At 67.9% G+C, this 23,761-nt stretch carries 19 protein-coding genes and 1 pseudogene; 14 read left to right on the plus strand and 6 right to left on the minus strand.

Annotated features, from left to right (window positions below):
* Positions 1-25 precede the first annotated feature (25 nt).
* The 5 genes and pseudogenes from C6570_RS03730 (at position 26) to C6570_RS03750 (ending at position 6,954) form a co-directional block, all read left to right on the plus strand.
* A complete protein-coding gene (locus C6570_RS03730) occupies positions 26-664 on the plus strand; it encodes an FHA domain-containing protein (protein ID WP_106702025.1) in 639 nt (212 codons plus the stop codon).
* A gap of 41 nt (positions 665-705) precedes the next feature.
* Complete coding sequence (locus C6570_RS03735) at positions 706-2,955, plus strand: CHASE2 domain-containing protein (protein WP_106704498.1); 2,250 nt, start codon at positions 706-708, stop codon at positions 2,953-2,955.
* 32 nt (positions 2,956-2,987) lie between these two features.
* Positions 2,988-3,792 (plus strand): annotated as a pseudogene (locus C6570_RS03740) (MBL fold metallo-hydrolase).
* Positions 3,793-4,341: 549 nt separating this feature from the next.
* Positions 4,342-4,827, plus strand: a complete 486-nt coding sequence (locus C6570_RS03745) for a pilin (protein ID WP_106702026.1) — start codon at positions 4,342-4,344, stop codon at positions 4,825-4,827.
* Positions 4,828-5,505: 678 nt separating this feature from the next.
* Positions 5,506-6,954, plus strand: a complete 1,449-nt coding sequence (locus C6570_RS03750) for a PglL family O-oligosaccharyltransferase (protein WP_245896289.1) — start codon at positions 5,506-5,508, stop codon at positions 6,952-6,954.
* Positions 6,955-7,102: 148 nt separating this feature from the next.
* Here C6570_RS03750 and moaC read toward each other — a convergent pair whose 3' ends face one another.
* Positions 7,103-7,609 (minus strand): cyclic pyranopterin monophosphate synthase MoaC, encoded by a 507-nt coding sequence (moaC, locus tag C6570_RS03755; protein WP_106702028.1) that lies wholly within the window; start codon positions 7,607-7,609, stop codon positions 7,103-7,105.
* Positions 7,610-7,674: 65 nt separating this feature from the next.
* On the opposite strand from moaC, the gene tfpZ reads away from it, so the two are divergent.
* Positions 7,675-8,433, plus strand: coding sequence for a TfpX/TfpZ family type IV pilin accessory protein (gene tfpZ, locus C6570_RS03760; protein WP_106702029.1), 759 nt, complete (start codon positions 7,675-7,677; stop codon positions 8,431-8,433).
* Positions 8,434-8,474: 41 nt separating this feature from the next.
* Complete coding sequence (locus C6570_RS03765; RefSeq protein ID WP_483870161.1) at positions 8,475-10,079, plus strand: M48 family metalloprotease; 1,605 nt, start codon at positions 8,475-8,477, stop codon at positions 10,077-10,079.
* Between the two features lie 169 nt (positions 10,080-10,248).
* Here C6570_RS03765 and C6570_RS03770 read toward each other — a convergent pair whose 3' ends face one another.
* The 3 genes from C6570_RS03770 to C6570_RS03780 form a co-directional block, all read right to left on the minus strand.
* Complete coding sequence (locus C6570_RS03770; RefSeq protein WP_106704500.1) at positions 10,249-10,590, minus strand: phage holin family protein; 342 nt, start codon at positions 10,588-10,590, stop codon at positions 10,249-10,251.
* 112 nt (positions 10,591-10,702) lie between these two features.
* Complete coding sequence (locus tag C6570_RS03775; protein ID WP_106702030.1) at positions 10,703-11,413, minus strand: TerC family protein; 711 nt, start codon at positions 11,411-11,413, stop codon at positions 10,703-10,705.
* A 366-nt stretch (positions 11,414-11,779) separates the two neighbouring features.
* A complete protein-coding gene (locus C6570_RS03780) occupies positions 11,780-12,334 on the minus strand; it encodes a DUF3717 domain-containing protein (protein ID WP_106702031.1) in 555 nt (184 codons plus the stop codon).
* A 303-nt stretch (positions 12,335-12,637) separates the two neighbouring features.
* Here C6570_RS03780 and C6570_RS03785 point away from each other — a divergent pair, with 303 nt between their 5' ends.
* The 3 genes from C6570_RS03785 to C6570_RS03795 all read left to right on the plus strand — a co-directional run bounded on the left by C6570_RS03785 (position 12,638) and on the right by C6570_RS03795 (position 16,178).
* Positions 12,638-13,315, plus strand: coding sequence for a DUF4230 domain-containing protein (locus C6570_RS03785; RefSeq protein ID WP_106702032.1), 678 nt, complete (start codon positions 12,638-12,640; stop codon positions 13,313-13,315).
* A 384-nt stretch (positions 13,316-13,699) separates the two neighbouring features.
* Positions 13,700-15,217, plus strand: a complete 1,518-nt coding sequence (locus tag C6570_RS03790; protein ID WP_106702033.1) for an SLC13 family permease — start codon at positions 13,700-13,702, stop codon at positions 15,215-15,217.
* A gap of 1 nt (position 15,218) precedes the next feature.
* On the plus strand, positions 15,219-16,178 hold the full coding sequence (locus tag C6570_RS03795) for a lactate/malate family dehydrogenase (protein ID WP_106702034.1): 960 nt from the start codon (positions 15,219-15,221) through the stop codon (positions 16,176-16,178).
* A gap of 88 nt (positions 16,179-16,266) precedes the next feature.
* Here the strand turns inward: C6570_RS03795 and gap are convergent, their stop codons facing one another.
* On the minus strand, positions 16,267-17,268 hold the full coding sequence (gene gap, locus C6570_RS03800) for a type I glyceraldehyde-3-phosphate dehydrogenase (protein ID WP_106702035.1): 1,002 nt from the start codon (positions 17,266-17,268) through the stop codon (positions 16,267-16,269).
* 71 nt (positions 17,269-17,339) lie between these two features.
* On the minus strand, positions 17,340-19,391 hold the full coding sequence (gene tkt / locus C6570_RS03805) for a transketolase (RefSeq protein ID WP_106702036.1): 2,052 nt from the start codon (positions 19,389-19,391) through the stop codon (positions 17,340-17,342).
* 234 nt (positions 19,392-19,625) lie between these two features.
* On the opposite strand from tkt, the gene C6570_RS03810 reads away from it, so the two are divergent.
* The 4 genes from C6570_RS03810 to C6570_RS03825 all read left to right on the plus strand — a co-directional run bounded on the left by C6570_RS03810 (position 19,626) and on the right by C6570_RS03825 (position 23,747).
* Entirely contained in the window at positions 19,626-20,489 is an 864-nt protein-coding gene (locus C6570_RS03810; RefSeq protein WP_106702037.1) for a nucleotidyltransferase family protein, read from the plus strand.
* Positions 20,490-20,529: 40 nt separating this feature from the next.
* On the plus strand, positions 20,530-21,204 hold the full coding sequence (locus C6570_RS03815) for an NAD(P)H-binding protein (RefSeq protein WP_106702038.1): 675 nt from the start codon (positions 20,530-20,532) through the stop codon (positions 21,202-21,204).
* 446 nt (positions 21,205-21,650) lie between these two features.
* Positions 21,651-23,048 carry an aminopeptidase P N-terminal domain-containing protein gene (locus tag C6570_RS03820; protein WP_106704501.1) on the plus strand — a complete coding sequence of 466 codons (1,398 nt, stop codon included), beginning with the start codon at positions 21,651-21,653 and terminating at the stop codon, positions 23,046-23,048.
* An 81-nt stretch (positions 23,049-23,129) separates the two neighbouring features.
* Positions 23,130-23,747: an MOSC domain-containing protein gene (locus C6570_RS03825; protein WP_106702039.1), complete on the plus strand. Its 618-nt coding sequence runs from the start codon at positions 23,130-23,132 to the stop codon at positions 23,745-23,747.
* Positions 23,748-23,761: the final 14 nt, after the last annotated feature.

The following is a 23,761-nucleotide window of genomic DNA, read 5'->3' on the forward strand; positions in this document are numbered from 1 at the left end:
CTTTCGCCCAGCCGGAGCCGCGTTCATGCCCAAGTTGATCGTCTCGATCGACGGAGTCGTCGTCAAGGAAGTTCAGTTGACCAAGGATCGTTCGACCATCGGTCGGCGTCCGTACAACGACGTGGTCATCGACAGCCTGGCGGTCAGCGGCGAACACGCCGTGATCCGCATGGCTGGGGGCTCGGCCGTTCTTGAAGACCTGGGCAGCACCAACGGCACCTACGTCAACGGCAAAGCCGTGAAGCAGCATGCGCTGGCTGACGACGACCTGATCGAAGTCGGCAAGTACAAGCTGAAATTCCAGGACCGCGAGGGCCTCACCTCACCCGGGCCGCTCAGCGGCGCTGCGCCCGTGGCGGGGATGGATTCTGGCCTGATGGCCGCGTCGCCGACCGCCAACGCCCGAGGCCCGCGCGTGCGCGTGCTCACCGGCTCTGCCGCCGGCCGCGAAATGGAGCTGACCAAGGTCGTCACCACCATTGGCAAGCCCGGCCTGTGCGTGGCCTCCATCACGCGCCGTGCGCACGGCTTTGACGTGGCCCAGGTCAACGGCGAACACGTCGCCACCGTCAACGGCGTTGCGCTGGACGCCGGTCCCGTGACGCTGAAGATGCGCGATCAGATCGATCTGGCCGGCATTCGGCTCGAATTCCTCGAGCAGTAACCGCTCAAGCTGCGGGCGTGGCCGTCCACGCGCTGGTCACGATGTTCCGTGCAACGCTCAAGCGCCAGCGCCTGCGTCTCGCAGCGACGGCTCTCATCGTTCTGGCTGCATGGGCATGTGCGTCGGGCCTCTGGCCTGCGCCGCTCGCCCTGCAGCTTGATCGCGCCGCCTACGACGCGCGCTTGCTGTTGACGATGCCCGGCACGCTCGACGAGCGTGTCGTCATCATCGACATCGATGAAGCCAGCCTGGCCCAGGTCGGCCAATGGCCGTGGGACCGGCGCCAGCTCGCCGCGCTGGTGGATGAGCTCGCGCAGCGCCAGCAAGTGGCGGCTATCGGCATCGACGCGGTGTTTGCCGAACCCGACCGCAGCTCCGTACTCCCCCGTATGCAAGAGCTGGCCGCCGGAGACCTCAGGCACCACGCACCGCTGTCGGACTGGCTCACGCGCAATGCGGACCGGCTGGACCACGACGTCATCCTGGCCAAGGCACTGCGCGCCAGCCCGGCGGTGCTCGGCTACTACTTCACCAGCGACCGCAACGGCGTTCGCGCGGGTGAACTGCCTCAGCCGCTGGCCCCGGACGCGCCGGCCTTGCCCGGCTTGCTGGCCTGGAGCGGCTTTGGCGCCAACATCCCGGTGCTCACGCGCGCGGCCCCGCGGTCGGGGTTTTTCAACGCGGTCACCGATCCTGACGGCGTGGTCCGCTCGGTGCCGGTCATCGCTTCCTACGGCGGGCAGCTGTATGAGTCGCTGGCGCTGGCCGTGACGCGCGAAGCCGCCAAAGCCCCGCTGCTGCTGCTTCAGCGCCAGCCGGGTTCGGACGCCGGGGCGCTGCAGGCGGTGCAGCTGGCCGGTGGCGCCAGCCAGCTGCGCCTGCCCGCCGACGCACGGGGTACGGCACTGGTGCCGTTTCGCGGCCGCGGCGGCCCCGACGGCGGTTCCTACCGCTACATCCCCGCCGCCGATGTCCTGCTGGGCAAGTTGCCCGCCGGCGCGCTGGCAGGCAAGGTCGCGCTGGTCGGCTTCACCTCGCCGGGCCTGATGGACCTGCGGGTCACCCCGGTGGGGCAGGCCTACCCCGGTGTGGAAATCCATGCCAACCTGATCTCCGGCGCCATGGACGAGCGCGTGCCCAGGGTGCCCGGCTGGGCCAATGGGGCGCAGTTCGCCGCGCTGCTGGCCGTGGGCGTCCTCCTTGTGCTTGTCATGCCGGTGCAAAGCGTCGGCCGGCTGATCGCGCTGGGTGCGGCCCTGCTGGCCGGCGTGGTGCTCACCAACACCGTGCTGTTTCTGTCGGAGTGGTGGGTGCTGCCCATGGGCACGATGCTGCTCATGATCGCTGCAGCCCTGGCGGTGAACGTGGTCCTGGGCTACTTCCTGGAAATCCGCGCCCGGCGCGAGCTGGCCACCCAGTTCGCCACCTATGTGCCGCCCGAGCTGGTGCGCCAAATGGTCCGCAACCCCGAGCGCTACACCATGCAGGCGCGGGCAGAAGAACTCACCGTGATGTTCTGCGACCTGCGCGGCTTCACCACATTGGCGGAAACCATGGCCCCGCTGGACGTGCAGGCGCTGATCAACACCGTGCTCAGCCGCCTGAGCCACGTGATTCGCCGCCACCAGGGCACCATCGACAAATACATCGGCGACTGCGTCATGGCGTTCTGGGGCGCACCCGTAGCATCAACCCACCACGCCCGCGACGCCGTGCTGGCCGCCATCGGCATGACCGAAACCATGCGCGAACTCAACCGTGAACGCGCCGCCGCAGGGCTGGTGCAGGTCAGCGTCGGCATCGGATTGAACAGCGGCGTCATGTCGGTGGGCAACATGGGCTCTGACTTTCGCCGCGCCTACACCGTGATCGGTGATGCAGTGAACCTCGGCGCCCGCCTCGAAGGCCTGACCCGCTTTTACGGCGTGGACTTGATCGTCAGCGAAGCCACGCGCGCGCAGGCGGGCGATCTGCCCGACGGCCTGCTCTGGCAAGAACTGGACCGCGTGCGCGTCAAAGGCCGCCAGCAAGCCGTCACCGTCTATACCGTGCGCGCGCCGCGCCCAGGCCAATCACACGCCGCCCTCGAAGCCGAGCTGCAACTGTGGGCCGACGCGCTGGCCGATTGGCGTGCGCAGCGCTTTCTCGCCTGCCGCAACAAACTTAAGACGCTGCGAGCGCAGGATGCCAATTTGTTCCTGTATCGCCTCTGCGACGACCGTGTAGCCTCGCTGATCCATACGCCACCGAGTTCCGTCTGGGACGGAACCACGGTGATCGGCGAAAAGTAGCGAATGGGTTGGATGAGGGAAGCTGGGCGATCATGAAGATTCGCGTGCTGGGCTGCTCGGGCGCCATTGCGCAGGGCTGCAAGACCACCGCGTTCCTGGTCGATCACGACATACTGATCGACGCAGGCACCGGCGTGGGCGACCTCACGCGCGAAGAAATGCTGCGCATCGACGACCTCTTCCTCACGCACGCGCACCTGGACCACATCGCCTACCTGCCGCTCATGCTGGACACCATCGCCGCCAGCCGGGTCGGCCGCCCCCTGCGCGTGCACGCCCTGCCACACCTTGCACGCGCTGCACCAGCACCTCTTCAACGACCTCATCTGGCCCGACTTCACCCGCCTGCCCACGCCAGACAACCCGTTGCTGACGTTTCATGAGCTGCGCACCGGCGACGTGCGCCAGTGCCAAGGCCGCACCGTCGAGGCGCTGCCCGCCGTCCATTCCGTGCCTGCCGTTGGCTACGCCGTGCGCGGGCCCGAGGCGGGCGCACCGTGGTGGGTCTTTACCGGCGACACCGAGCGCAACCCCGCCCTCTGGCAGCGCATCAATCAGCTGGACGTGCACAGCTTGGTCATCGAAACCGCCTTCAGCAACCGCGAGCGCGACCTGGCCCGGCTCTCGCGCCACCTATCGCCCGAAGTGCTCGGCCACGAACTGGCCCACATCGCGCCAGGGCTCCGCTACCCCATCTTCATCACGCACACCAAGCCGTCGGAAACCGACGTCATCCTGAGCGAAATCACGCAGCTGCGCGCCGCCATGCAGCGCCCCGACCGCCCCGCGCCCGAACTGCGCCTTTTGCACGCGGGCGACGTGTTCGACATCGTCTGATACGAATCCGCCCTCAAAAATATAAGAACCGTTCGGGCTGAGCCTGTCGAAGCCCTGCGCGGTGCATGCACTTCGACAAGCTCAGTGCGAACGGTTTCTGACGGATTGAACGCAATTTGGTATGAGTGCCAAACCCCTCACCCCCAGCGCCCACTGCTGGCGGCAGTGCGCGGCCCATGTCAGCCCGTTGAAATCCTCCCGTATAACCGATCGCTAGCGCCCGCCAGGCAAGCGCAAGCAGCTATATTTTCAATAGTATCCTGTTGGTCAGACCGCCTGGCCCCCACGTCACCGCAGCCCCTTCGCCATCGCTGCCAAAAACCGGTCGAGCGCCCAGCCGATGACAAGAAACGTCACCCGCACCCCGCCCGCCATCTGTCGCAAATTGTCACCTGGCACGCCGCGCCTAGCCCTGACCGTGAACTGCCGCACGAATCACCGCCCCCACGCGGGTTGGCACGGCGCCTGCAAATGAAAGGCTGTGCGGCGACGCACTGACAAGTGAAGTGTCTCCCGGTTAGCAATCAATTTCTTCCAAAGGACTGAACCATGAACAAGACTCTGCAAAAAGGCTTCACGCTGATCGAATTGATGATCGTCGTGGCGATCATCGGTATTCTGGCCGCCGTGGCGCTGCCTGCTTACCAAGACTACACGGTGCGCGCGCGCGTTTCCGAGGTGATTCTGGCAGCTTCTTCCTGCCGCACAACGATCACCGACACGGTTCAAAACGCCCCCGGCAAAGATGTTTCAGTCCCATTGGCAGCATCGTGCACCGTGACACCGACCAAGATGGTGAAAAGCGGCAGTGCCGATAAAGACGGCGTGATCACCGTTGTCGGTGACGAGTCGGGTCTGAAGGGCGACACCAAGTCGGACGCCAACTCCATTTCTATGGTTCCTTACGTCGGTGGCACCGCGTTGGATGGCGCGAACGATGGCGGTAAGACCATTACCGAATGGAAGTGTGGCCCTGCAAAGACCAACCCGATGCCCACCAAATACCTGCCGGGCTCTTGCAAATCCACGACCTGATAAGGCGCTTATCAGTCTCAAAGGCGGCCTGCGGGCCGCTTTTGTTTGGGTCTTTGTCTTTCGTGCGCATAAAAAGTGCTTTGCTTCGTTGGGGTGCATTGCTGATCAACACGTTTGTCTTCAGGATTTAAGACCGAGAAGTGGCCCCCGAAAGAATCGCGCAACCTTTTTATGCTCAGACTATGGGGCCGCTTTGCTCGCGCTACGGTCGCGCGGGCCCGTGGCCTGAGGTCCAATGCGATAAACGCAGAGCCGAGACAATACGTCTAGAGCGTACAGTCTCCTTGAAATTGTCCGCCCATTGATGCACCGAAGGCCCGGGGTCAATTCGAAGTTTTTGACTAGCCAAAAATACCATTCCGCAGGCGATGGATGGTGACATAGGCGAAATCGATCGGGCGGTGGAGCAGCGGGAAGAGCATCACAGTTGTCTGGCGCACGGTATCGACCCTCATTGACCCCAGCGAACTCTGGTGCGCGAAGATAGAACCTCACGCTTGGGCACAATGCGCCACCATGCCCCTCGATCCCCTCCTGTGCGCAGCATTTCTAGTCGTCCCTTGGTTGTGGCCATTCACTTCCGGGCCGCTGGCGCCGGTGCAGCCTTATCTGGTGTCGGTGGTTGCAGCTGCGGCGCTGCTGGCGTGCCTGGGGCGTAGTGGTGGCGAAGGGGGGGCCGTGGTGGCCCGAGGCTGGCTGGCGGCGGCGGTAGTCAGCAGTTGCATCGGGTTGCTGCAGTATTTCAATCTGGAAGGCGCGCTGCACCCGTGGGTAAACGCGGCAGAGCCGGGCACTGCGTTTGGCAACCTACGCCAGCCCAACCAGCTGGCCACGCTGCTGGTGATGGGCCTTATGGCGCTGCGTTGGCGGGCGCAGACGGGTGACGCGTGGCACAACCTGCGCGTGGCAGGCGCGGCAGCGCTGCTGATGGTGGGGCTGGCGGCGTCGGCTTCGCGCATCGGGCTGGTGGAGCTGGCGGCGCTGTGCGCCGTGGCGCTGATGTGGGCCAGGGCGGCCAGGCGCGGCCTGCGCGCGACGGGGATGGGGGCGCTGTGGGTGGCGGCGGTGTACGCCGTCGCTGCGCTGGTGTTGCCCGCACTGTTGCAGTGGGCCGAAGGCATCGACGGGCGCAGCATGGTGGACCGCCTGCAGCATGCCGAATCCACCTGCGGCAGCCGCCTGATTCTGTGGAGCAACGTGATCGACCTGATCCGGCAGAAGCCGTGGACAGGCTGGGGCTGGGGTGAGCTGGCGTACGCGCACTACATCACGCTCTACGACGGGCCGCGCTTTTGCCACATCCTGGACAACGCGCACAACCTGCCCCTGCACCTGGCGGTGGAGCTGGGCGTGCCGGTGGCCGTGCTGGCGTGCGGCGCGATCGGCGGGCTGATCTGGCGCGGCAGGCCATGGGCCGAGACGGATCCCACGCGGCAGCTGGCTTGGGGTGTGTTGCTGGCCATCGGGTTGCACAGTCTGGTGGAGTACCCGCTGTGGTACGGCCCGTTCCAGATTGCGGTGGGCCTATGCATTTGGATGCTTTGGACCACGCCGCGCCGGCCTGCGGGCACGGGCAGCTATCAACCCGATAGCGATTTGCCTTTGTCAGCGTCGCCATCGGAGGCGAGCACAGGGCCGTCGCCCGCCAGCGCTGTTCGCCTCACCATCGCGGCGGCCATGCTGGCGGCGTTGGCCTACGCAGGGTGGGACTACCACCGCATCAGCCAGATCTACCTGCCGGCTGAGCAGCGGTCGGCCTGGTACCGCGACGACGCGATGGGCAACGCCCAAAAATCCTGGCTGTTCGCCGATTCGGTGCGTTTCGCCGAAGTCACCACGCGCCCGGTGACGCGCGACAACGCGCCATGGATGCTGCTGGAATCGCTGAAGGCGCTGCACTTTTCGCCCGAGCCGCGCGTGATCACCAAGGTGATCGAAAGCGCCACCGTGCTGGGCCGCGAAGACCTGGCCATCGCGCACCTGGCGCGCTTCAAGGCGGCTTTCCCCGAAAAGTACCGGCAGTGGTCGGACGACAACCGGCGCATGGCCGAGCGCGTGACCGAGTTTCTGCAGGGCGGCGCGAGCGCCGCCAGCGCGGACAGTGCGGCGAGCGCGGCGTCGCAATGACGCGCGCTTTTGCGCCCATAGCGCGATGCGCCAGTGCGCATGGCACGAGACAGTTGGGTGCGTACCCGCACCGTTGCGGATCGATTTCTAAAGGAAATGGCCCGCCAGCGCTTATGCATACTGCGCTGGCAGCTATCAAATCAGTAGTTCAGACGGCATCCGCCACATAGCTGCCCGACTTGCCGCCGTGCTTTTCCAGCAGGCGCACGCCGGTGATGGCCATGCCGCGGTCGGCCGCCTTGCACATGTCGTACACCGTGAGCAGGGCCACCTGCACGGCGGTCAGCGCCTCCATTTCCACGCCGGTGGGGCCGGTGGTTTCCACGGTGGCGGTGCATTGCACGGCCGGCGGCTGGTTGGCGCTGGCCGGGGTGGGGAGCAGCTCGATGGCGACGCGCGTCAGCGCCAGCGGGTGGCACAGCGGGATCAGGTCGCTGGTCTTCTTGGCAGCCATGATCCCGGCCAGACGCGCCACGCCCAACACATCGCCCTTGTTGGCCGTGCCCGATTCGATCAGCGCCAGGGTGGCTGGCAGCATCTCGATGCGGCCAGTGGCCACGGCCACGCGCCGCGTGGCAGCCTTGTCGCCCACATCGACCATGTGCGCCTGGCCTTGGGCGTCGAAATGGGTGAGCGGGTGTGTGGAAGATGGCATAGGTGCGCGGCTTACGGTGGCAATCTCGCCGTGGTGGCGAGGCAGGGCTGCGGCATGATAAGCGCATGAACCTCTGGCAAAGCAAGCTTCGCGCCTTCGGCATTCACCTGTCCCTCAGTCTGCTGATCGCCGCATTGGCGGCGGTGGTGGTCTTCGGTGTTTGGTTTCCCTATCCCTACCGCGACATCTCGGGCGGCCGCGAACTGTTTCTTTTGATTGTTTGCGTTGACGTGGTGCTTGGGCCATTGGTGACGTTTACTGTGTTCAACCCCAAAAAGTCACGGCGAGAAAAGGTGTTGGATTTCAGTCTCGTTGCTGTCATCCAGCTGGGTGCGCTGCTGTACGGACTCTGGTCCGTCATCGAAGCGCGCCCCGTGCACACCGTCTTTGAATACGATCGCCTGCGTGTGGTCCATGCGGCCGACGTGCCGGAGTCTTCTATTGGCCGAGCACCGAAAGAGCTGCAGACCCTGCCGCTGACGGGGCCCACGTGGCTGGCGCTGCGCCCGTTGGCTCCGAGCGAATCGATGGAGATGACACTGGCTGCGCTCAACGGCGTGCCTCTAGGCACGCGTCCTGAGCTGTGGCGCCCGTATGAGTCGGAGCGCTCGGCCGTCTTGAAGGCGGCGCGTCCTGCATCGGAACTCACCACCCGCTTTCCCACTCAATCTGCCATGATCACCCGCGCGTTGGCCGAGGCAGGCAAGCCCGCCGACGCGCTTGTTTACCTGCCGCTTCAGGCCCGCAAGGACACCGTTTGGACCGCCATCCTCGACCGCGAGACCGCCAAGCCACTGGCCTACCTGCCGCTCGATTCGTTCTAAGCCCCCGCGCGGCCGCGCTGGCCGCCGGCGCGCTGCTGGGGCTGGGTGCGCTGATCGCGCCGCCCCTCAGCGCGCAGCCCACCAGCACCCCCACGCCGGGCACCACCCGTGCGCCCGCCGGCCTGCCTTCGCTGGGCGATGCGGGCGACATGACCACGCTGGAAGAGCGCAAGCTGGGTGACGCCATCGCAGGCGAGCTGTACCGCGACCCCGATTACCTGGACGACCCCATCCTGGGCGAATACGTTGACGGCGTGTGGCGGCAGCTGCTGGCCGGCGCCAAGGCACGCGGCGAGCTGTCGCCCGAGTTGGAAGAGCGTTTCGCCTGGGTGGTGCTGATGGGGCGCGACCGCACCATCAACGCGTTTGCGCTGCCGGGCGGCTACTTCGGCCTGCACACCGGGCTGGTGGGCGCCGTGGCGTCGCGCGATGAGCTGGCTTCGGTGCTGGCGCACGAAATCTCGCACATCACGCAGCGCCACATCGCGCGCCTGATCGGCCAGCAAACCCGCCAGGCGCCGATGATGATGGCGGCCATGATTCTGGGCGCCATCGCCGCCACCAAGAACCCGCAGGCCGGCATGGCGCTGGCCGTGGGCGGGCAGGCGGCGGTGATCCAGCAGCAGCTGAACTTTTCGCGCGACATGGAGCGCGAGGCCGACCGCATTGGCTACGGCGTGCTGGGCCAGTCGGGCTTTGCGCCCAGCGGTTTCGTCAGCATGTTCGAGAAGCTGCAGGCCGCCTCGCGCATCAACGACAACGGCGACTGGCCCTACCTGCGCAGCCACCCGCTGACCACGCAGCGCATCGCCGACATGCAGCAGCGCCAGCAGGGGCAGGGCCGCGCCGCCACGCCTCCCACCGACTACGAAGCCCTGCTGCTGGCCGGGCGCGCCCGCGTGCTGGGCCGCCCCGGTGTGGACGTGCTGCGCGCCTGGGCGGCGGAGCCCGCGCAGCCTGGCTTTGACAGCCAGCCCCTGCCCAAACGCGCCGGTGCGCTGTACGCCGCCGCCATGGCGCAGGCGCAGCTGCGCGACCTGCCCAAGGCCCAGGCGCTGGCGGCCCAGCTGGCGCACGCCGTGGCGGGCGACGCGCGCGGGCTGCGGCAGGCGCGGCTGTTGCAGGCCGATTTGGCGCTGCAAGCGGGCCAGCCGGCCAAGGCGCTGGAATGGCTGCCTGCCAACGCTTCGGGCACCGCGAGCGGGGCGTTGACTGGCACGGGCACGGGCGATGCGCCCGCACCGCCCGCGTCCTCGCCCATCTCTGCCGCGCACGGACAGGCCGGGCGCGCCGCGCTGCTGATGCGCGCGCAGGCGCTGACGGCCACGCAGCGCGCGGGCGATGCTGTATCGGCGCTGCAGCCGTGGGTCAGCGACCACCCGCAGGATGCGGGGGCGTGGCAGGCGCTGTCAGCCGCCTACGGCTCGCAAGGGCAAACGCTGCGGGCGCTGCGCGCGCAGGGCGAGGTGGCGATGTCGCACATGGACTACGCGGGCGCGGTAGACCGCTGGCGCGCCGCGCAGGACTTTTCGCGCACGCAGATGGGCGGCGGCGATCTGATCGAAGCCAGCATCGTCGACACGCGCTTGCGCACCGCGCAGGCGGCCCTCAAGCAGCAGCGCGAGGATGAACTGAAGCGCCGCTGACGCGCGGGTCTCCGGGCCGATCACCGGGCCGATCCCCGCGCCCGTAAAAAAGCCGCCTGGCAAAACCTTGCCCGGGCGGCTCTATGAATGAAATCAGGCGCTGGCGCCCGCTGCACCAGCGCTGACAGCTATCAAAAAGATAGAAAAATGCCACGCACGCGGCGCGCGATCAGGACTTTTCCAGCACGGCGTCGATCACCACGCCCAGCGCCGAATAGATCAGCGAACCCAGCAGCGCGGCCCCAAAGCCGTTGACCTGAAAGCCGCTGACCAAGCCCGAAGCGGCCCAGAACATCAGCGCGTTGATCACGAACAAAAACAAGCCCAGCGTGATCAGCGTGACCGGAATCGTCAGCACCACCAAGATCGGCCGCACCAGCATGTTCATCAAGCCGATGATCAGCGCGGCCACCATGGCGGTGCCAAAGCTGGCCACCGACACGCCGCCGTAGATGTAGGCCACGCCCAGTAGCGCCGCTGCCGACAGCAGCCATTTCAAAATCAGTTTCAGCATGTTCAGCTCCGCAAAAAGTCGGGGCGCCGTGCCCCGCCGTCCACCATTAAAAAAAGGCGCCAGCCGGTGGCCAGCGCCCTTCAGCGTCGGGGCATGGTAGCGGAAAGCCTTAGTCGGCGGTGTCGCCGCTGCGCGCCAAGGCCTTGCGGCGCGTGGCCAGCCAGGCGGTGCCCAGCACGGCCACGATACACACCGCCGCCAGGGCCCAGCGAAGGGCGGTCTGCGGCGCATCGCGCGTGCCGAACCAGCCGGACAGCACCGGTTCGTTCACGATCATCGATGCGGCTGTCCACGCCAGCACCGCCGCGCCGATGTAGATGATGGCGGGGAAGCGGTCCACCAGCTTGAGCACCATGGTCGAGCCAAACACGACGATGGGCACGCTGATCAGCAGGCCGATCACCACCAGGTCCATCGCGCCGTGCGCGGCACCGGCTACGCCCAGCACGTTGTCGATGCCCATCAGCGCGTCGGCGACGATGATGGTCTTCATCGCGCCCCAGAACGTGGTGGCCGCGGGCCCGTGGTCGCCGTCGTCACCGCCCTGGTCGGCGATCAGCTTGTAGGCAATCCACAGCAGGCCCAGGCCGCCCACCAGCATCAAACCGGGGATTTTGAGCAGCCAAACCACGACGAGCGTCATCAAGGTGCGCACGCCGATGGCGCCCACGGTGCCCCAGATGATGGCTTTCTTCTGCAGGTGCTTGGGCAGGTTGCGCGCGGCCAGGGCGATGACGATGGCGTTGTCGCCGGCCAGCACCAGGTCGATCAGGATGATGGCCATCAGCGCGGACCACCAGGCGGGGGACAGAAATTCCATGAATGTCTCCAGAGAAGGTGCGGCCACGCCCATTCTGGCGCAACCACGGGGCACCAGTCGACCAGGCGGCGCCCACCAGCGGTGCACTGCTGACACCGGCTGGCACCGCGCGGGCGGGCAGACATCGGGGAAACAGGCAAGACCAGCATTCGACCGCCCGGCCGGCTGGCAGGGCTTGTCGAAGGTCTTGCTCGGCGGCGGCCTGCGGCATGAAGCGCCAGACCACCGCCCGTCGGGCCGGAAACACAAGGGCAAAAAGCCCTGGCGTTTCGTATTGACGACCCGGCGACACCACCCCGGCGCGGCCCGCACGGCAAGGTGCGGCGGCCAAGGGGGCAGGGAGCTACTCCCCTTCGGAACCGGTGATTAGACCACTGGCGGGCGGTGGCTGGCAAGCGCCTCGCGCGCGGGCCGCGCCGCAGCGGGGCGCGCAACCGATGGCCGGGCAGCCGTGCTGGCCGATGCAGGTGCGGCGTGCGACGCGGTGCCGGGCGCGGGCACCGGCCCCACGCTGGCCACGTCGCGGGCGCGTTCGGCATAGCGCGTGAAGCGCCAGGCGGTCTGCGCCAGCGTGATGCGCTGCCACACGGCGCGCTTGGCAAAGGGGCCCATCGACAGCCAGTGGCGCACTTCGTCCTCGGTGCGGCCGCAGCCTTTGCAGACCGCGTCGCCCTGGTTGGTGGAGCAGATGGCGATGCACGGCGTGTCGGGCGTGGTGTCGTACCAGGCCAGCCATGCGCTGCGGGCGTCGTCGCTCAGCGCGGCCACTTCCAGCGTCTGCCGCTGGGCGATGGCCATGCGCGCGTACACCTCGGCCAGCGCGGCCACCTCGGGCGCCAGCGCAGCGCCCGCCTGGCTGGGCGCGCGGGCGCGCCAGTGGTTGATGGCGGCTTCCAGGTCAACGATGTGCAAAACGTCCATGCGCGGGCGATGATAAGGCGCGGGGCAATGCCCGCCCTGGGCGCGCGGTTGTCCCCTTGCGCCTGCCCGCCGAGCGTCGGAGGGCGTGGGGGCCGGGGCCGGCGGACGCGCCGGTGGCGGAACTTGTGGTGTATTTGAATACTCTTGTTTTGATAGCTGTTTGCGCAGGTGGTACCTGCGCTGGAGGCCTGTTTGTCATCTAGAACTCCTGATTCCTTGCCGCGGCCGAATGCGCCGCCACAGGCCGTCTCGCCTGTCGCAACGGCCACCCCGGCGATCTCGCCGCGGTCGCCGCGTCGGCGCGTGGTGCTGGCGCTCAGCCTGCTCGCCAACGTGCTGCTGGCCGTCTGGCTGTGGCGAGCCCTGCCGCCCGCGCCTGCGCCTCTGCCCACTGCCGTGGGCGAAGCGGTGGTGCTGCGCACGCCCGGCGGGCGGCTGGAGGTGTCAGAGCTGCGGCAGACAGAGAGTTTTGAAGTCACCCGCGACCACGACGTGCTGGGCGTGCCCATGGGCAGCACCTATTCGCGCGTGCGCGTGCCAGCGCACTACCGCTACCACGTGGATCTGGCGCCCGAATGGCGGGTGCGCGTGCTGCCCGATGGCGGCGTGCGCGTGATCGCACCGCGCGTGCGGCCCTCGCTGCCGGTGGCCATCGACACGGCGCAGCTGCAGACCGAGTCGCGCGGGCTGTGGTCGCTGTTCACCGGACCGGCGCAGGTGAAGGCGCTTGAGAAGGGCATCACCGCCCAGCTGGGGCGCAAGGCCGCCACCGCGCCCCTGCTGGACCGCCAGCGCGAGGCCGCGCGCAAGACGGTGGCCGAGTTCGTCGCCAAATGGCTGATGACCCAGACCGCATGGCAGCCGCACGCAGGCCGCACGGTGCAGGTGCTGTTTGCCGACGAGCCGATTGAGGCGCTCAACGCCGCCTGCGGCAGCCGCCCCGACTGCGCGGCGCAATGGTTGGGGGCGCAGGGCCTGTAGGCGCGGCGCCGCGGCCTGGCGGCCAACGCAGGCGATCGACCGGCGCGTGGCGCGTGCGCTGGGCCGCCGACGCACGGCCTGTGCGGCGGCGGTGGTCGGTCGGGTGATGCGTGGCGTCTCGCACCGAAGCGGTCATCGGTCGGGCGCTGAAAAGGCCCGCAGCGGCCAGCCCGCCTGCGCCAAACACGCCGCTCCGTGCGCGGTCGGCGCGGCGCCTTGGGCTGTACGCAACGCCAGGCCGGGCTGGGTCGGCCAATTGCTTGACGCGCATCAAACCTCGCGCCGGCGGGGCCGAATCAGCCCCGCGCCGGTCACGTGCAAGGCGTAGGATTTGAGCATCGGCGGCGCACGGTGCGCGGCCGAGTGACTGTTCAAGTACGACGCATGACCTCTCCCCCCCAACCTGCGGCCGGCCCGGTATCGCCGCTCAATTCACCCCTGGAACCGGAATCCAACCGCAAGCTCGCCATGCTGTTGCTGGCGATCGTGCTCTACATCGGGGTCTTGCTGCTGCCCACGCCTGCGGGCCTCACCCCCGCCGGGCAGGTGGCGCTGGGCCTTTTGGTGCTGGTGGTCACGTTGTGGATCAGCGAATGCGTGTCGCCCGCCAACAGCGCGGTCATCCTCACCGGCGCGGCCGTGCTGGGGCTGATGGGCAAGTCGCTGACGCCAGGCGCGCGCCCCATGAAATCCGCCGACGCGCTGGCTGCCATGCTGGGTGGCTTCTCTTCCACGGCGGTGTTGCTGGTGGCGGCGGCGCTGTTCCTGGCGGTGGCGCTCAAGCACACCGGGTTGGACCGGCGCGTGGCCTTGCTGGTGATGAGCCGCGTTGGCATTTCGCCCGCGCGGCTGACGCTGGGTGCGATGATCGTCGGCCTGGTGCTGGCGCTGTTCATCCCATCGGCCACGGCGCGCGTGGGCGCGGTGATCCCGATCATGATCGGGATCACGGCCGCCCTGGGCCTGCCCATTAACAGCTCGCTGGGCGCCACGCTGATGATCGTCACGGCGCAGGCCTGCTCGATCTTCAACATGGGCTTCAAGACCGGCGCGGCGCAAAACCTGATCAGCCTGGACTTCATGCAAAAGGCGTTTGGCCGCACGGTGACCTGGAGCGAGTGGTTTCTGACGGCGCTGCCCTTCACCGCCAGCATGTCGGTGGTGCTGTTCCTGGCCTCGCTGTTCTTGCTGCGCCCGCAAGTGCCGCCCGCCGCAGAGGCCGAGGCCAAGCTGCGCGCGCAACTGGCCGAGCTGGGCCCGCTGTCGGGCGCTGAAAAGCGCCTGATCGCCGTGGCGGTGCTGCTGCTGGTGATGTGGTCGACCGAAGGCGTGCTGCACCCGTTTGACACCACTACCACCACGCAGATCGGCATTGCGCTGCTGCTGATGCCGCGCATCGGCGTGATGCACTGGTCGCAGGCTGAAAAGCTGGTGCCCTGGGGCACGGTGGTGCTGTTCGCGGCCTCGATCTCGCTGGGAACGCTGCTGTCCAAGACCGGCGCGGCCGGCTGGCTGGCGCAGCAAACGCTGGGGCAGATTGGCCTGTCCGCGCTGCCGGTGGTGATGGTGGTGGGCGCGCTGTCGCTGTTCAGCATCGTGCTGCACCTGGGCTTTGCCTCGGCCACCGGCCTGGCCAGCACGCTGATCCCGATCTTCATCGCCTTCGCGCAGACCCTGCCGGTGACCAAAGAGACCGCCTTCGGCATCGTGATGATCCAGAGCTTCGTGGTCTCGTTCGGCTTCATCCTGCCTACCAACGCGCCGCAGAACATGCTGTGCTACGCCACGGGCGCCATCCGCACGAAGGAATTCGCCAAGATCGGCCTGGTGGTCACGGTGGCCGGGCTGCTGCTGATCATGCTGCTGTCGGCCACGGTGTGGCCCATGATGGGGGTGCTCTGACATGGGCGCGCGCATCGGGGTAATTGGTGCGGGCCAGGTGGGCGCCGCGGCGGCCTACCTGCTGTCGGGCACCGCGGGCGTCAGCGATGTGGTGCTGGTGGATGTGAACACGGCCCGCGCGGCTGGCGAGGCCGCCGACATCGGCCACGCCGCCGCCTTCGGCAACGCGGCGCGCGTCAGCGAAGGCGGCTATGCCGATCTGGCTGGCGCCAGCGTGGTGGTGATCACCGCAGGTGCCAGCCTGCAGCCGGGCCAGACGCGCCTGCAACTCGTGCAGAAGAACCTGGGCATTGCCGACAACGTGGTCGAGCAGGTGCTGCGCGCGGCGCCCGACACGGTGCTGCTGTTTGCCACCAACCCGGTCGACGTGATGCCCGCGCTGGCCGTGTTGCGCTGGGGCGTGCCCGCCAGCCGCGCCATTGGCACCGGTTGCATGCTCGACTCCACCCGCTTTCGCGACCGCCTGGCCCATCACCTGAAGGTGGCGCCCGGCGCGGTGCATGCGTACGTCTATGGCGAGCATGGCGATTCGCAAGTGCTGCACTGGAGCAGCGCCGTGGCAGGAGGGGTGCCCATCCTGTCGTTTGCCGAGCAGCTGGGCCGGCCGATCGACGCTGCCCTGCAGCAAACCATGGCCGAGGATGTGCGCGACGCGGCCTACCGCATCAAGGCGGGCAAGGGCGTCTCCAACTTCGGCATCGGCGGCTGCATCGCACGCCTGGTGCACGCCCTGGTGGCCGACGAGCAGGGCGTGTTCCCCGTGTCCACCTTCATGCCCGAGGTGCTGGGCGTGCGCGACACCTGCGTCTCGCTGCCCCACGTGCTGGGCGCGGGCGGCGCATCGCACGCTTTCATGCCGCCGCTGTCGGCAACCGAGGGCGAGGCGCTGGCCGCCAGCGCTGCCGTCGTCGCCACCACCCTCCGCGAGGGCATGGCTGCGCTGCCGCCGCGCACCGCCTGAAGCGCGCCCATGAAAAAGGCCTGCGCGTGGCAGGCCTTCGGTGTGGCAGCGCGGGGCACGTCAGGCGCCCGGCCGCACGCTCAGCGCTTTACTTGGCGCTGACCACGCGCACCATGTCCAGGCAGCGGTTGGAATAGCCCCACTCGTTGTCGTACCAGCTGACCAGCTTGACGAAGTTGTTGTCCAGCGCGATACCGGCATCCACGTCGAAGATGGACGAACGGGCGTCGCCACGGAAGTCGGTGGCCACCACCTTGTCTTCGGTGTAGCCCAGCACGCCCTTCATCTTGCCTTCGCTTTGCGCCTTCATTTCGGCGCAGATCTCGGCGTAGGTGGCGGGCTTGTCCAGCTCAACGGTCAGGTCCACCACCGACACGTCGGACGTGGGCACGCGGAAGCTCATGCCTGTCAGCTTGCCTTTCAGCTCGGGCAGCACCACGCCCACGGCCTTGGCCGCGCCGGTGCTGCTGGGGATGATGTTTTCCAGAATGCCGCGGCCACCGCGCCAGTCTTTGTTGCTGGGGCCGTCCACGGTTTTTTGTGTGGCGGTGGCGGCGTGCACGGTGGTCATCAGGCCGCGCTTGATGCCCCACTTGTCGTTCAGCACCTTGGCGATGGGCGCCAGGCAGTTGGTGGTGCAGCTGGCGTTGCTGATGATCGGCTCGCCCGCGTACTTGGCGCAGTTCACGCCGTGCACGAACATGGGCGTGTCGTCCTTCGACGGGGCCGACATGATGACTTTCTTGGCACCCGCGTCGATGTGCTTTTGCGCGGTTTCTTTGGTCAGGAACAGGCCGGTGGATTCGATCACCACGTCGGCGCCCACTTCGTTCCACTTCAGGTTGGCGGGGTCGCGCTCTTGCGTCAGGCGGATCTTCTTGCCGTTGACGACCAGGGTGTTGCCCTCCACCGCGATGTCGCCCTTGAACTGGCCGTGCACGCTGTCGTACTTCAGCATGTAGGCCAGGTAGTCGGGTTCCAGCAGGTCGTTGATGCCCACGACTTCGATGTCGTTGAAGTTGGCCACGGCGGCGCGAAACACCATGCGCCCGATGCGGCCGAAGCCGTTGATGCCGATCTTGATGGTCATGCGATTTCCTTTGCTAGTTAATTGATAGCTGGCTGCGCTTGTCCATCAAGCGCTGGCGCCCATTGGGGCCATTATTTCTTGCGGCCGGACGGGCCGCCGCGCAGCACCGCCTGCACGGTGTTGGCCACGTTCTCCGGCGTGAAGCCGAACAGCTCGAACAGCTTGGGCGCGGGGGCCGATTCGCCGTAGCGGTCGATGCCCACCACGGCGTCCACGCGGTATTTCCACCAGCCGTCGGTGCTGCCCATTTCCACCGCGACGCGCGGCAGGCCGGCGGGCAGCACGGCTTTCTTGAACTTCTCGTCTTGCCGGTCGAACGTGGTGGTGCTGGGCATCGACACCACGCGCACAGCGATCTTCTGCTTGGCCAGCAGCTCTTGCGCCTTCAGCGCCAGCTGCACCTCGGAGCCGGTGGCGATGATCACCGCCTTGGCCTTGGTTTTCAGACCCAGGTCGGCCGGCTCGCTCAGCACATAAGCGCCGCGGCTGATGTCGGCCAGATCGCGCTTGGGCGCGTAGGGCAGGTTTTGGCGGGAAAGCAGCAGCGCCGTGGGGCGCGTTTGGTTTTCCAGCGCCACGGCCCAGGCGATGGCGGTTTCGGCCGTATCGGCGGGGCGCCACACGTCCAGGTTGGGAATCAGGCGCAGGCTGGCGGCGTGCTCGATGCTCTGGTGCGTGGGGCCGTCTTCGCCCAGGCCGATGGAATCGTGCGTGAAGACGTGCACCACGCGCAGCTTCATCAGCGCGGCCATGCGGATGGCGTTGCGGCTGTAGTCGCTGAAGGTGAGGAAGGTGCCGCCGTAGGGGATGTAGCCGCCGTGCAGCGCAATGCCGTTCATGATGGCGGCCATGCCGAACTCGCGCACGCCGTAGTTGATGTGGCGGCCAATCTGGCCTTCGGCGTTCTTGATCACGCTGCCGTCGGGCGCAAAGCGCAGGTCGGGCGTGGCGGCGGTCTTGGTCAGGTTGGAGCCGGTCAGGTCGGCGCTGCCGCCCAGCATCTCGGGCAGCGCTTTCGTGAACGCTTCCAGCGCCAGCTGGCTGGCCTTGCGGCTGGCCACGGTTTCGGCCTTGGTGTGGGCGGCCACGGCCACGTCGACGATGGTTTGCGCAAAGTCCTTGGGCAGATCGCCCGCCAGGCGGCGCGCCAGCTGGTAGGCCAGCTCGGGGAAGGCCTTGGCGTAGCGGGCAAAGCGCTGCTCCCACTGCGCCTCGGCGGTCTGGCCGGCGCGCTTGGCGTCCCAGTCGGCGTACACCTGGGCGGGAATTTCGAACGGCTGGTATTCCCAGCCCAGCGATTGGCGCGTGAGCGCGATTTCTTCGGCGCCCAGCGGCTCGCCGTGGGCCTTGGCCGTGTCCTGGCGGTTGGGGCTGCCCTTGCCGATGTGGGTTTTGCAGATGATCAGCGTGGGGCGCTCGGCGCTGCCGCGCGCTTCGTGCAGGGCGCGGTCGACCGCGTCCACGTCGTGCCCGTCGATCGGGCCGATCACGTTCCACTGGTAGGCCTCAAAACGCTCGGCCACGTTGTCGACGAACCAGGGCGCCACCTTGCCGTCGATGCTGATGCCGTTGTCGTCGTACAGGGCGACCAGCTTGTTGAGCTTCCAGGCGCCGGCCAGCGCGCAGGCTTCGTGGCTGATGCCTTCCATCAGGCAGCCGTCGCCCAGGAACACATAGGTGTGGTGGTCCACTACGGCGTGGCCGGGGCGGTTGAACTCGGCGCCCAGCAGCTTTTCGGCCAGCGCCATGCCCACCGCGTTGGTCAGGCCCTGGCCCAGCGGGCCGGTGGTGGTTTCCACGCCGGGCGTGTAGCCCACTTCGGGGTGGCCGGGGGTCTGGCTGTGCAGCTGGCGGAAGTTCTTGATCTGCTCGATCGGCAGGTCGTAGCCGCTCAGGTGCAGCAGCGCGTACAGCAGCATCGAGCCGTGGCCGTTGGACAGCACGAAGCGGTCGCGGTCGGCCCAGTGCGGGTTGGCCGGGTTGTGCTTGAGGTGGCGCGACCACAGCGCCACGGCCATGTCGGCCATGCCCATCGGTGCGCCGGGGTGCCCGGAATTGGCTTGCTGGACGGCGTCCATCGCGAGGGCGCGGATGGCATTGGCCATCAGGGAAGTGTTCGGCATGGCTGAAAAGCGGGCGGGTAAGCGGAAACCGCTGATTTTATCGGCCCGTGCGCCCAGCCGCCGCCACGGCGGCCCGCGCGGGCCGGCAGCCCCGCTTTTCCGTACTACAGTTGCGGCGATGCCAAGCCCGATGCGCCCCCTTAAGGCTCAGCCGCCGACGTCGCCCACGTGCCCCATGCCGGTACTGGGCGCACGGCGCGGCGAGCAAGCCCAGCCCCACGCAGGCGGTGCGCGATGAGGCTGGGCGCGCTCAGCGAAGCTGCGGCACCGCGCGGCCTGATCCTGGCCGCCGGGCGGGGCGAACGCATGCGGCCCTTGACCGACCATTGCCCCAAGCCGCTGCTGGAAGTGCACGGCCAGCCGCTGCTGCAGTGGTGGGTTGACGCACTCGCGCGCGGCGGCGTGCACGACATCGTCATCAACACCGGCTGGCTGGGCGAACAGATTGAGAGCCATTTTGACGCCCAGCGCTTGTCCCGCCTGCGTCGGCAGCTATCAAAAGATGAATTGAGCGTGGCCTTCTCGTCCGAAGTGCGCGACTTTGGCTACGCCCTCGAAACCGCTGGCGGCATCGCCCGCGCCCTGCCGCTGCTGGCGCCGCAGCCGCAGGATGTGTTCTGGGTGATGGCGGGCGACATCTACGCGCCCGGCTTCACCATCAGCGCCGAAGCCGCCCAGCGCTTTGCCGCCAGCGGCCGCCTGGCGCACCTGTGGCTGGTGCCCAACCCCGCGCACAACCCGCAGGGCGACTTCGCCATCGGCCCCGACGGGCTGGCGCTCAATCCGGTCAGCGCGCCCGCCGCCGGGCCGCCCCAAGGCGGGCACGCCCCCTCGGGGGGCAGCGCAGCAGGTGAAGCCGCGGAGCGTGGGGGCACGTTGACTTTCAGCACCGTTGCCCTGTACCGGCCCGCGCTGTTCGCGCCGCCGTGGTGCGACATCCTGCCCGGCAACCCGCAGGGCACCGCCGCGCCGCTGGCGCCCCTGCTGCGCAAGGCGATCGCCGCCGGCCAGGTCAGCGCCGAGCTGTACACCGGCGCCTGGACGGACGTGGGCACGCCGGAGCGGCTGGCGCAGCTGAACGTGGTGCCCGCGCCGTGAAGGCCGGTGCCCAGCACCCGAGCACCGGTTGCAAGGACTGATGGCAGACGAAAACACTGCCGCCCATAGCGGCCAGCGCGTGCTGCTGGCCGGCGCCACCGGGCTGGTGGGCCGAGAGCTGCTCAAGCTGTTGCTGGCCGACGATGACGTCGCCCAGGTGCATACGCTGGGCCGCAGCGCACCCACCCAAGCGCACCCGAAGTTGACCCACCATCCGTCTGACCTGCGCCGCATCGCCGCATTGCCGCCGCTGGATGCCGCGCTCATCGCGCTGGGCACCACCATCAAGATCGCGGGCAGCCAAGCGGCTTTTCGCGCAATCGACCACGATGCGGTGCTCGCCGTGGCGCAAGCGGCGCAGCTGGCTGGCGCTGCGCGCGTGGGTGTGGTCAGCGCCATGGGCGCCGATGCGCAATCGCGCCTCTTCTACAACCGCGTCAAGGGCGAGACCGAGGCCGATCTGGCCCAGTTGGGCTTGCCATGCCTGGTCATCGCGCGACCTTCCTTGCTGCTGGGCGACCGAAGCGCGTTGAACCAGCCAGGCCGCCGGGGTGAAAGCCTGGGCGCGGTTGTCAGCGCCTTGCTCAAGCCCCTCATGCCGGCCAACTACCGCGCCATCTGCGCCGAAGACGTCGCCGCCGCTTTGTGGCGGTCTGTTAAACAAGGTGTGCCAGGGCGCACCGTACTGCTTTCAGGCCAGATGCAGCCTCATTGAGGGGCTGCCGCACGGACACAAGCGTTGCCCGTGGCGATTCGTGCGCCGGAGCAAGCGCCAGCAAGCTAGGGCGACACGGAGCGGCGCCGCGCCAAAAGATCAATAGGAGGACAGAGGAAGAGGCGTCAGCCGCACGCTGGTGGGGGTGCGGCGCACGGCGGCGAGTGCACGGCAACCACACCGCACAGGGGAGGCGCCACTTGCGCAGCGGCCACAGCCCGCGCCCCGGTCACGCCGCGCCAAGCCGGTGCCGCCGCTGCGCAGCGGTGGGCCGGGGGAGCTACGCGCCTGAAGGCCATGGGCGCGAGTGTGACTTTGTGCGAATGCGCTGCCCAGCGCGGCCTGCGAGAACCACAGCGCTGGCGGCGGCCATGCCCCTGAAAGCACGGCCAGCAACCGAGCACCGTGGCCTGCAGGGCGCGCGCCGCCGTGTCATCATCCGGCGCATGTCCACACCCACTCCTTCGGCGGTCTACGCAGCGCGCCGCGCCCGCGTGGCCGCGCAGATCGGCGCCAACGCCATCGCCATCGTTCCCACCGCGCCCGAGCGCCAACGCAACCGCGACAGCGACTTTCCGTACCGGCACGACAGCTACTTCTATTACCTGACCGGCTTCACGGAGCCCAACGCCTGGCTGGTGATCACCGGCGACGGGCGCAGCACGCTGTTTTGCCAGCCCAAGGACGTCGAGCGCGAGATCTGGGACGGCATCCGCCTGGGTCCCGATGCCGCCCCCGCCGCGCTGGGCGTGGACGAGGCTTTCTCCGTCAATGAACTCGACCAGCGCCTGCCCAAGCTGCTTGAAAACCGCGCCGTCGTCTGGTACCCGTTTGCCACGCATCCGGGGCTGGAGACACGCATCGACGGCTGGCTGAACCAGGTGCGCGCGCGCGTGCGCTACGGCGCACTGGCGCCCGATACGCAGCGCGACCTGTGCGCCGTGCTGGACGAAATGCGCCTGATCAAAGACGCACATGAGCTGGCCACGATGCGCCGCGCCAGCCAGATCAGCGCCCGTGCCCACGTGCGCGCCATGCAGCGCAGCGCCGCCATGCTGCGCGCGGGCCAAGACGTGCGCGAATACCACCTCGACGCCGAGCTGCTGCACGAATTCCGTCAGCACGGCTCGCAGTTTCCGGCCTACACCAGCATCGTCGCCGCAGGCGCCAACGCCTGCGTGCTGCATTACCGCGCCGACGCGGCACCCATCCGCGATGGCGAGCTGGTGCTGATCGACGCGGGCTGCGAACTGGACGGTTATGCGTCAGACATCACCCGCACCTTCCCCGCCAACGGCCGCTTCACCGCGCCGCAGCGCCAGCTGTACGAACTGGTGCTGGCCAGCCAGCAGGCCGCGGTGGACGCCACCCGCCCCGGCGCGCGCTTCAACGACCCGCACGACGCCACCGTGCGCGTGCTGACGCAGGGCATGCTCGACCTGGGCCTGATCGACAAGGCCGAATACCCCACGCTGGACGAAGCCATCGCCCGCCGCGCCTACTTCCCCTTCTACATGCACCGCACCAGCCACTGGCTGGGCATGGACGTGCACGACTGCGGCAGCTACGTGGAGCCATCCGAAGTCGGCCAGATCAGCGAACGCACCGACCCGCTGTCGGGCGAGCTCATCAAGGACCGGCCCAGCCGCATATTGCGCGCCGGCATGGTGCTGACCATCGAGCCGGGCATCTATGTGCGCCCCGACGAGAAGGTGCCGAAGGACTTCTGGAACATCGGCATCCGCATCGAAGACGACGCCGTGGTGACCGCAACCGGCTGCGAGCTGATCACGCGCGACGTGCCCGTGGACCCTGACGCGATCGAGGCGCTCATGCGCGTGTGATAGGTCAGTGCAGAAATGCGTTTGCTCTGAAATAAATAGCTGTCAGCGCTTGCCTGGGGGGCGCTGGAGGCATAAAAGATCATGCATTCAGGTGCGAAAAAATCAGCAACGGCGGTGCGCCTGCTGCACGTCTGCGTCAGTCAGGCGCGGCCATTGACGGTGGGCGGGCGCAAGCTGCTCTCGGGCATCGGCAAGCGGGCGATGGCCGGCCCGGTGGCGGTAGGCCCGCTGGGGCTGGCGGGCGACGAGCAGGCCGACCTGAGCATTCACGGTGGCCTGGCCAAGGCGGTGTACGCCTACCCCAGCGAGCATCTGGCCTTCTGGCAGGCCGCGCGCCGAGAAGGGGGCGCCAGCCTGTTCGACGAGCCGCTGCCGCCCGGCTTCGTGGGCGAAAACCTCACGCTGGCGGGGCTGCTGGAAGCGCAGGTTTTCATCGGTGACACCCTGCGCTTTGACGGCTCTGATTGCGTGCTGCGCGTAACGGCGCCGCGCGAGCCGTGCGGCAAGTTCACCGCCGTCATGGGCTTTGCCGAAGCCGCCCGGCTGATGGTGCGTGAGGCGCGCTGCGGCTTTTATCTGGCCGTCGATGCCCCGGGCGTGCTGCAGGCGGGCGCGACGCTGCGCCTGACTCCGGGACTGCGCGGCCTGCGAGTAGCCGATGCCATTCGCGCCAAATGGGCACGGCATCGGCACGGCTGAAGCTGTTGCAAGAA

The sequence above is a fragment of the Ottowia oryzae genome, from assembly GCF_003008535.1.
In the GTDB taxonomy this organism is placed as follows: domain Bacteria; phylum Pseudomonadota; class Gammaproteobacteria; order Burkholderiales; family Burkholderiaceae_C; genus Ottowia; species Ottowia oryzae.

What these genes read in the sequence shown, in the direction of transcription:
- C6570_RS03825 (WP_106702039.1), top strand. Translation starts at nt 23,130, where the DNA reads ATGCATTCAGGTGCGAAAAAATCAGCAACGGCGGTGCGCCTGCTGCAC.
- moaC (WP_106702028.1), bottom strand. Translation starts at nt 7,609, where the DNA reads ATGCCATCTTCCACACACCCGCTCACCCATTTCGACGCCCAAGGCCAG.
- C6570_RS03745 (WP_106702026.1), top strand. Translation starts at nt 4,342, where the DNA reads ATGAACAAGACTCTGCAAAAAGGCTTCACGCTGATCGAATTGATGATC.
- C6570_RS03810 (WP_106702037.1), top strand. Translation starts at nt 19,626, where the DNA reads ATGAGGCTGGGCGCGCTCAGCGAAGCTGCGGCACCGCGCGGCCTGATC.
- C6570_RS03730 (WP_106702025.1), top strand. Translation starts at nt 26, where the DNA reads ATGCCCAAGTTGATCGTCTCGATCGACGGAGTCGTCGTCAAGGAAGTT.
- gap (WP_106702035.1), bottom strand. Translation starts at nt 17,268, where the DNA reads ATGACCATCAAGATCGGCATCAACGGCTTCGGCCGCATCGGGCGCATG.
- C6570_RS03820 (WP_106704501.1), top strand. Translation starts at nt 21,651, where the DNA reads ATGTCCACACCCACTCCTTCGGCGGTCTACGCAGCGCGCCGCGCCCGC.
- C6570_RS03735 (WP_106704498.1), top strand. Translation starts at nt 706, where the DNA reads ATGTTCCGTGCAACGCTCAAGCGCCAGCGCCTGCGTCTCGCAGCGACG.
- C6570_RS03780 (WP_106702031.1), bottom strand. Translation starts at nt 12,334, where the DNA reads ATGGACGTTTTGCACATCGTTGACCTGGAAGCCGCCATCAACCACTGG.
- C6570_RS03795 (WP_106702034.1), top strand. Translation starts at nt 15,219, where the DNA reads ATGGGCGCGCGCATCGGGGTAATTGGTGCGGGCCAGGTGGGCGCCGCG.
- C6570_RS03775 (WP_106702030.1), bottom strand. Translation starts at nt 11,413, where the DNA reads ATGGAATTTCTGTCCCCCGCCTGGTGGTCCGCGCTGATGGCCATCATC.
- C6570_RS03815 (WP_106702038.1), top strand. Translation starts at nt 20,530, where the DNA reads ATGGCAGACGAAAACACTGCCGCCCATAGCGGCCAGCGCGTGCTGCTG.
- C6570_RS03790 (WP_106702033.1), top strand. Translation starts at nt 13,700, where the DNA reads ATGACCTCTCCCCCCCAACCTGCGGCCGGCCCGGTATCGCCGCTCAAT.
- tkt (WP_106702036.1), bottom strand. Translation starts at nt 19,391, where the DNA reads ATGCCGAACACTTCCCTGATGGCCAATGCCATCCGCGCCCTCGCGATG.
- tfpZ (WP_106702029.1), top strand. Translation starts at nt 7,675, where the DNA reads ATGAACCTCTGGCAAAGCAAGCTTCGCGCCTTCGGCATTCACCTGTCC.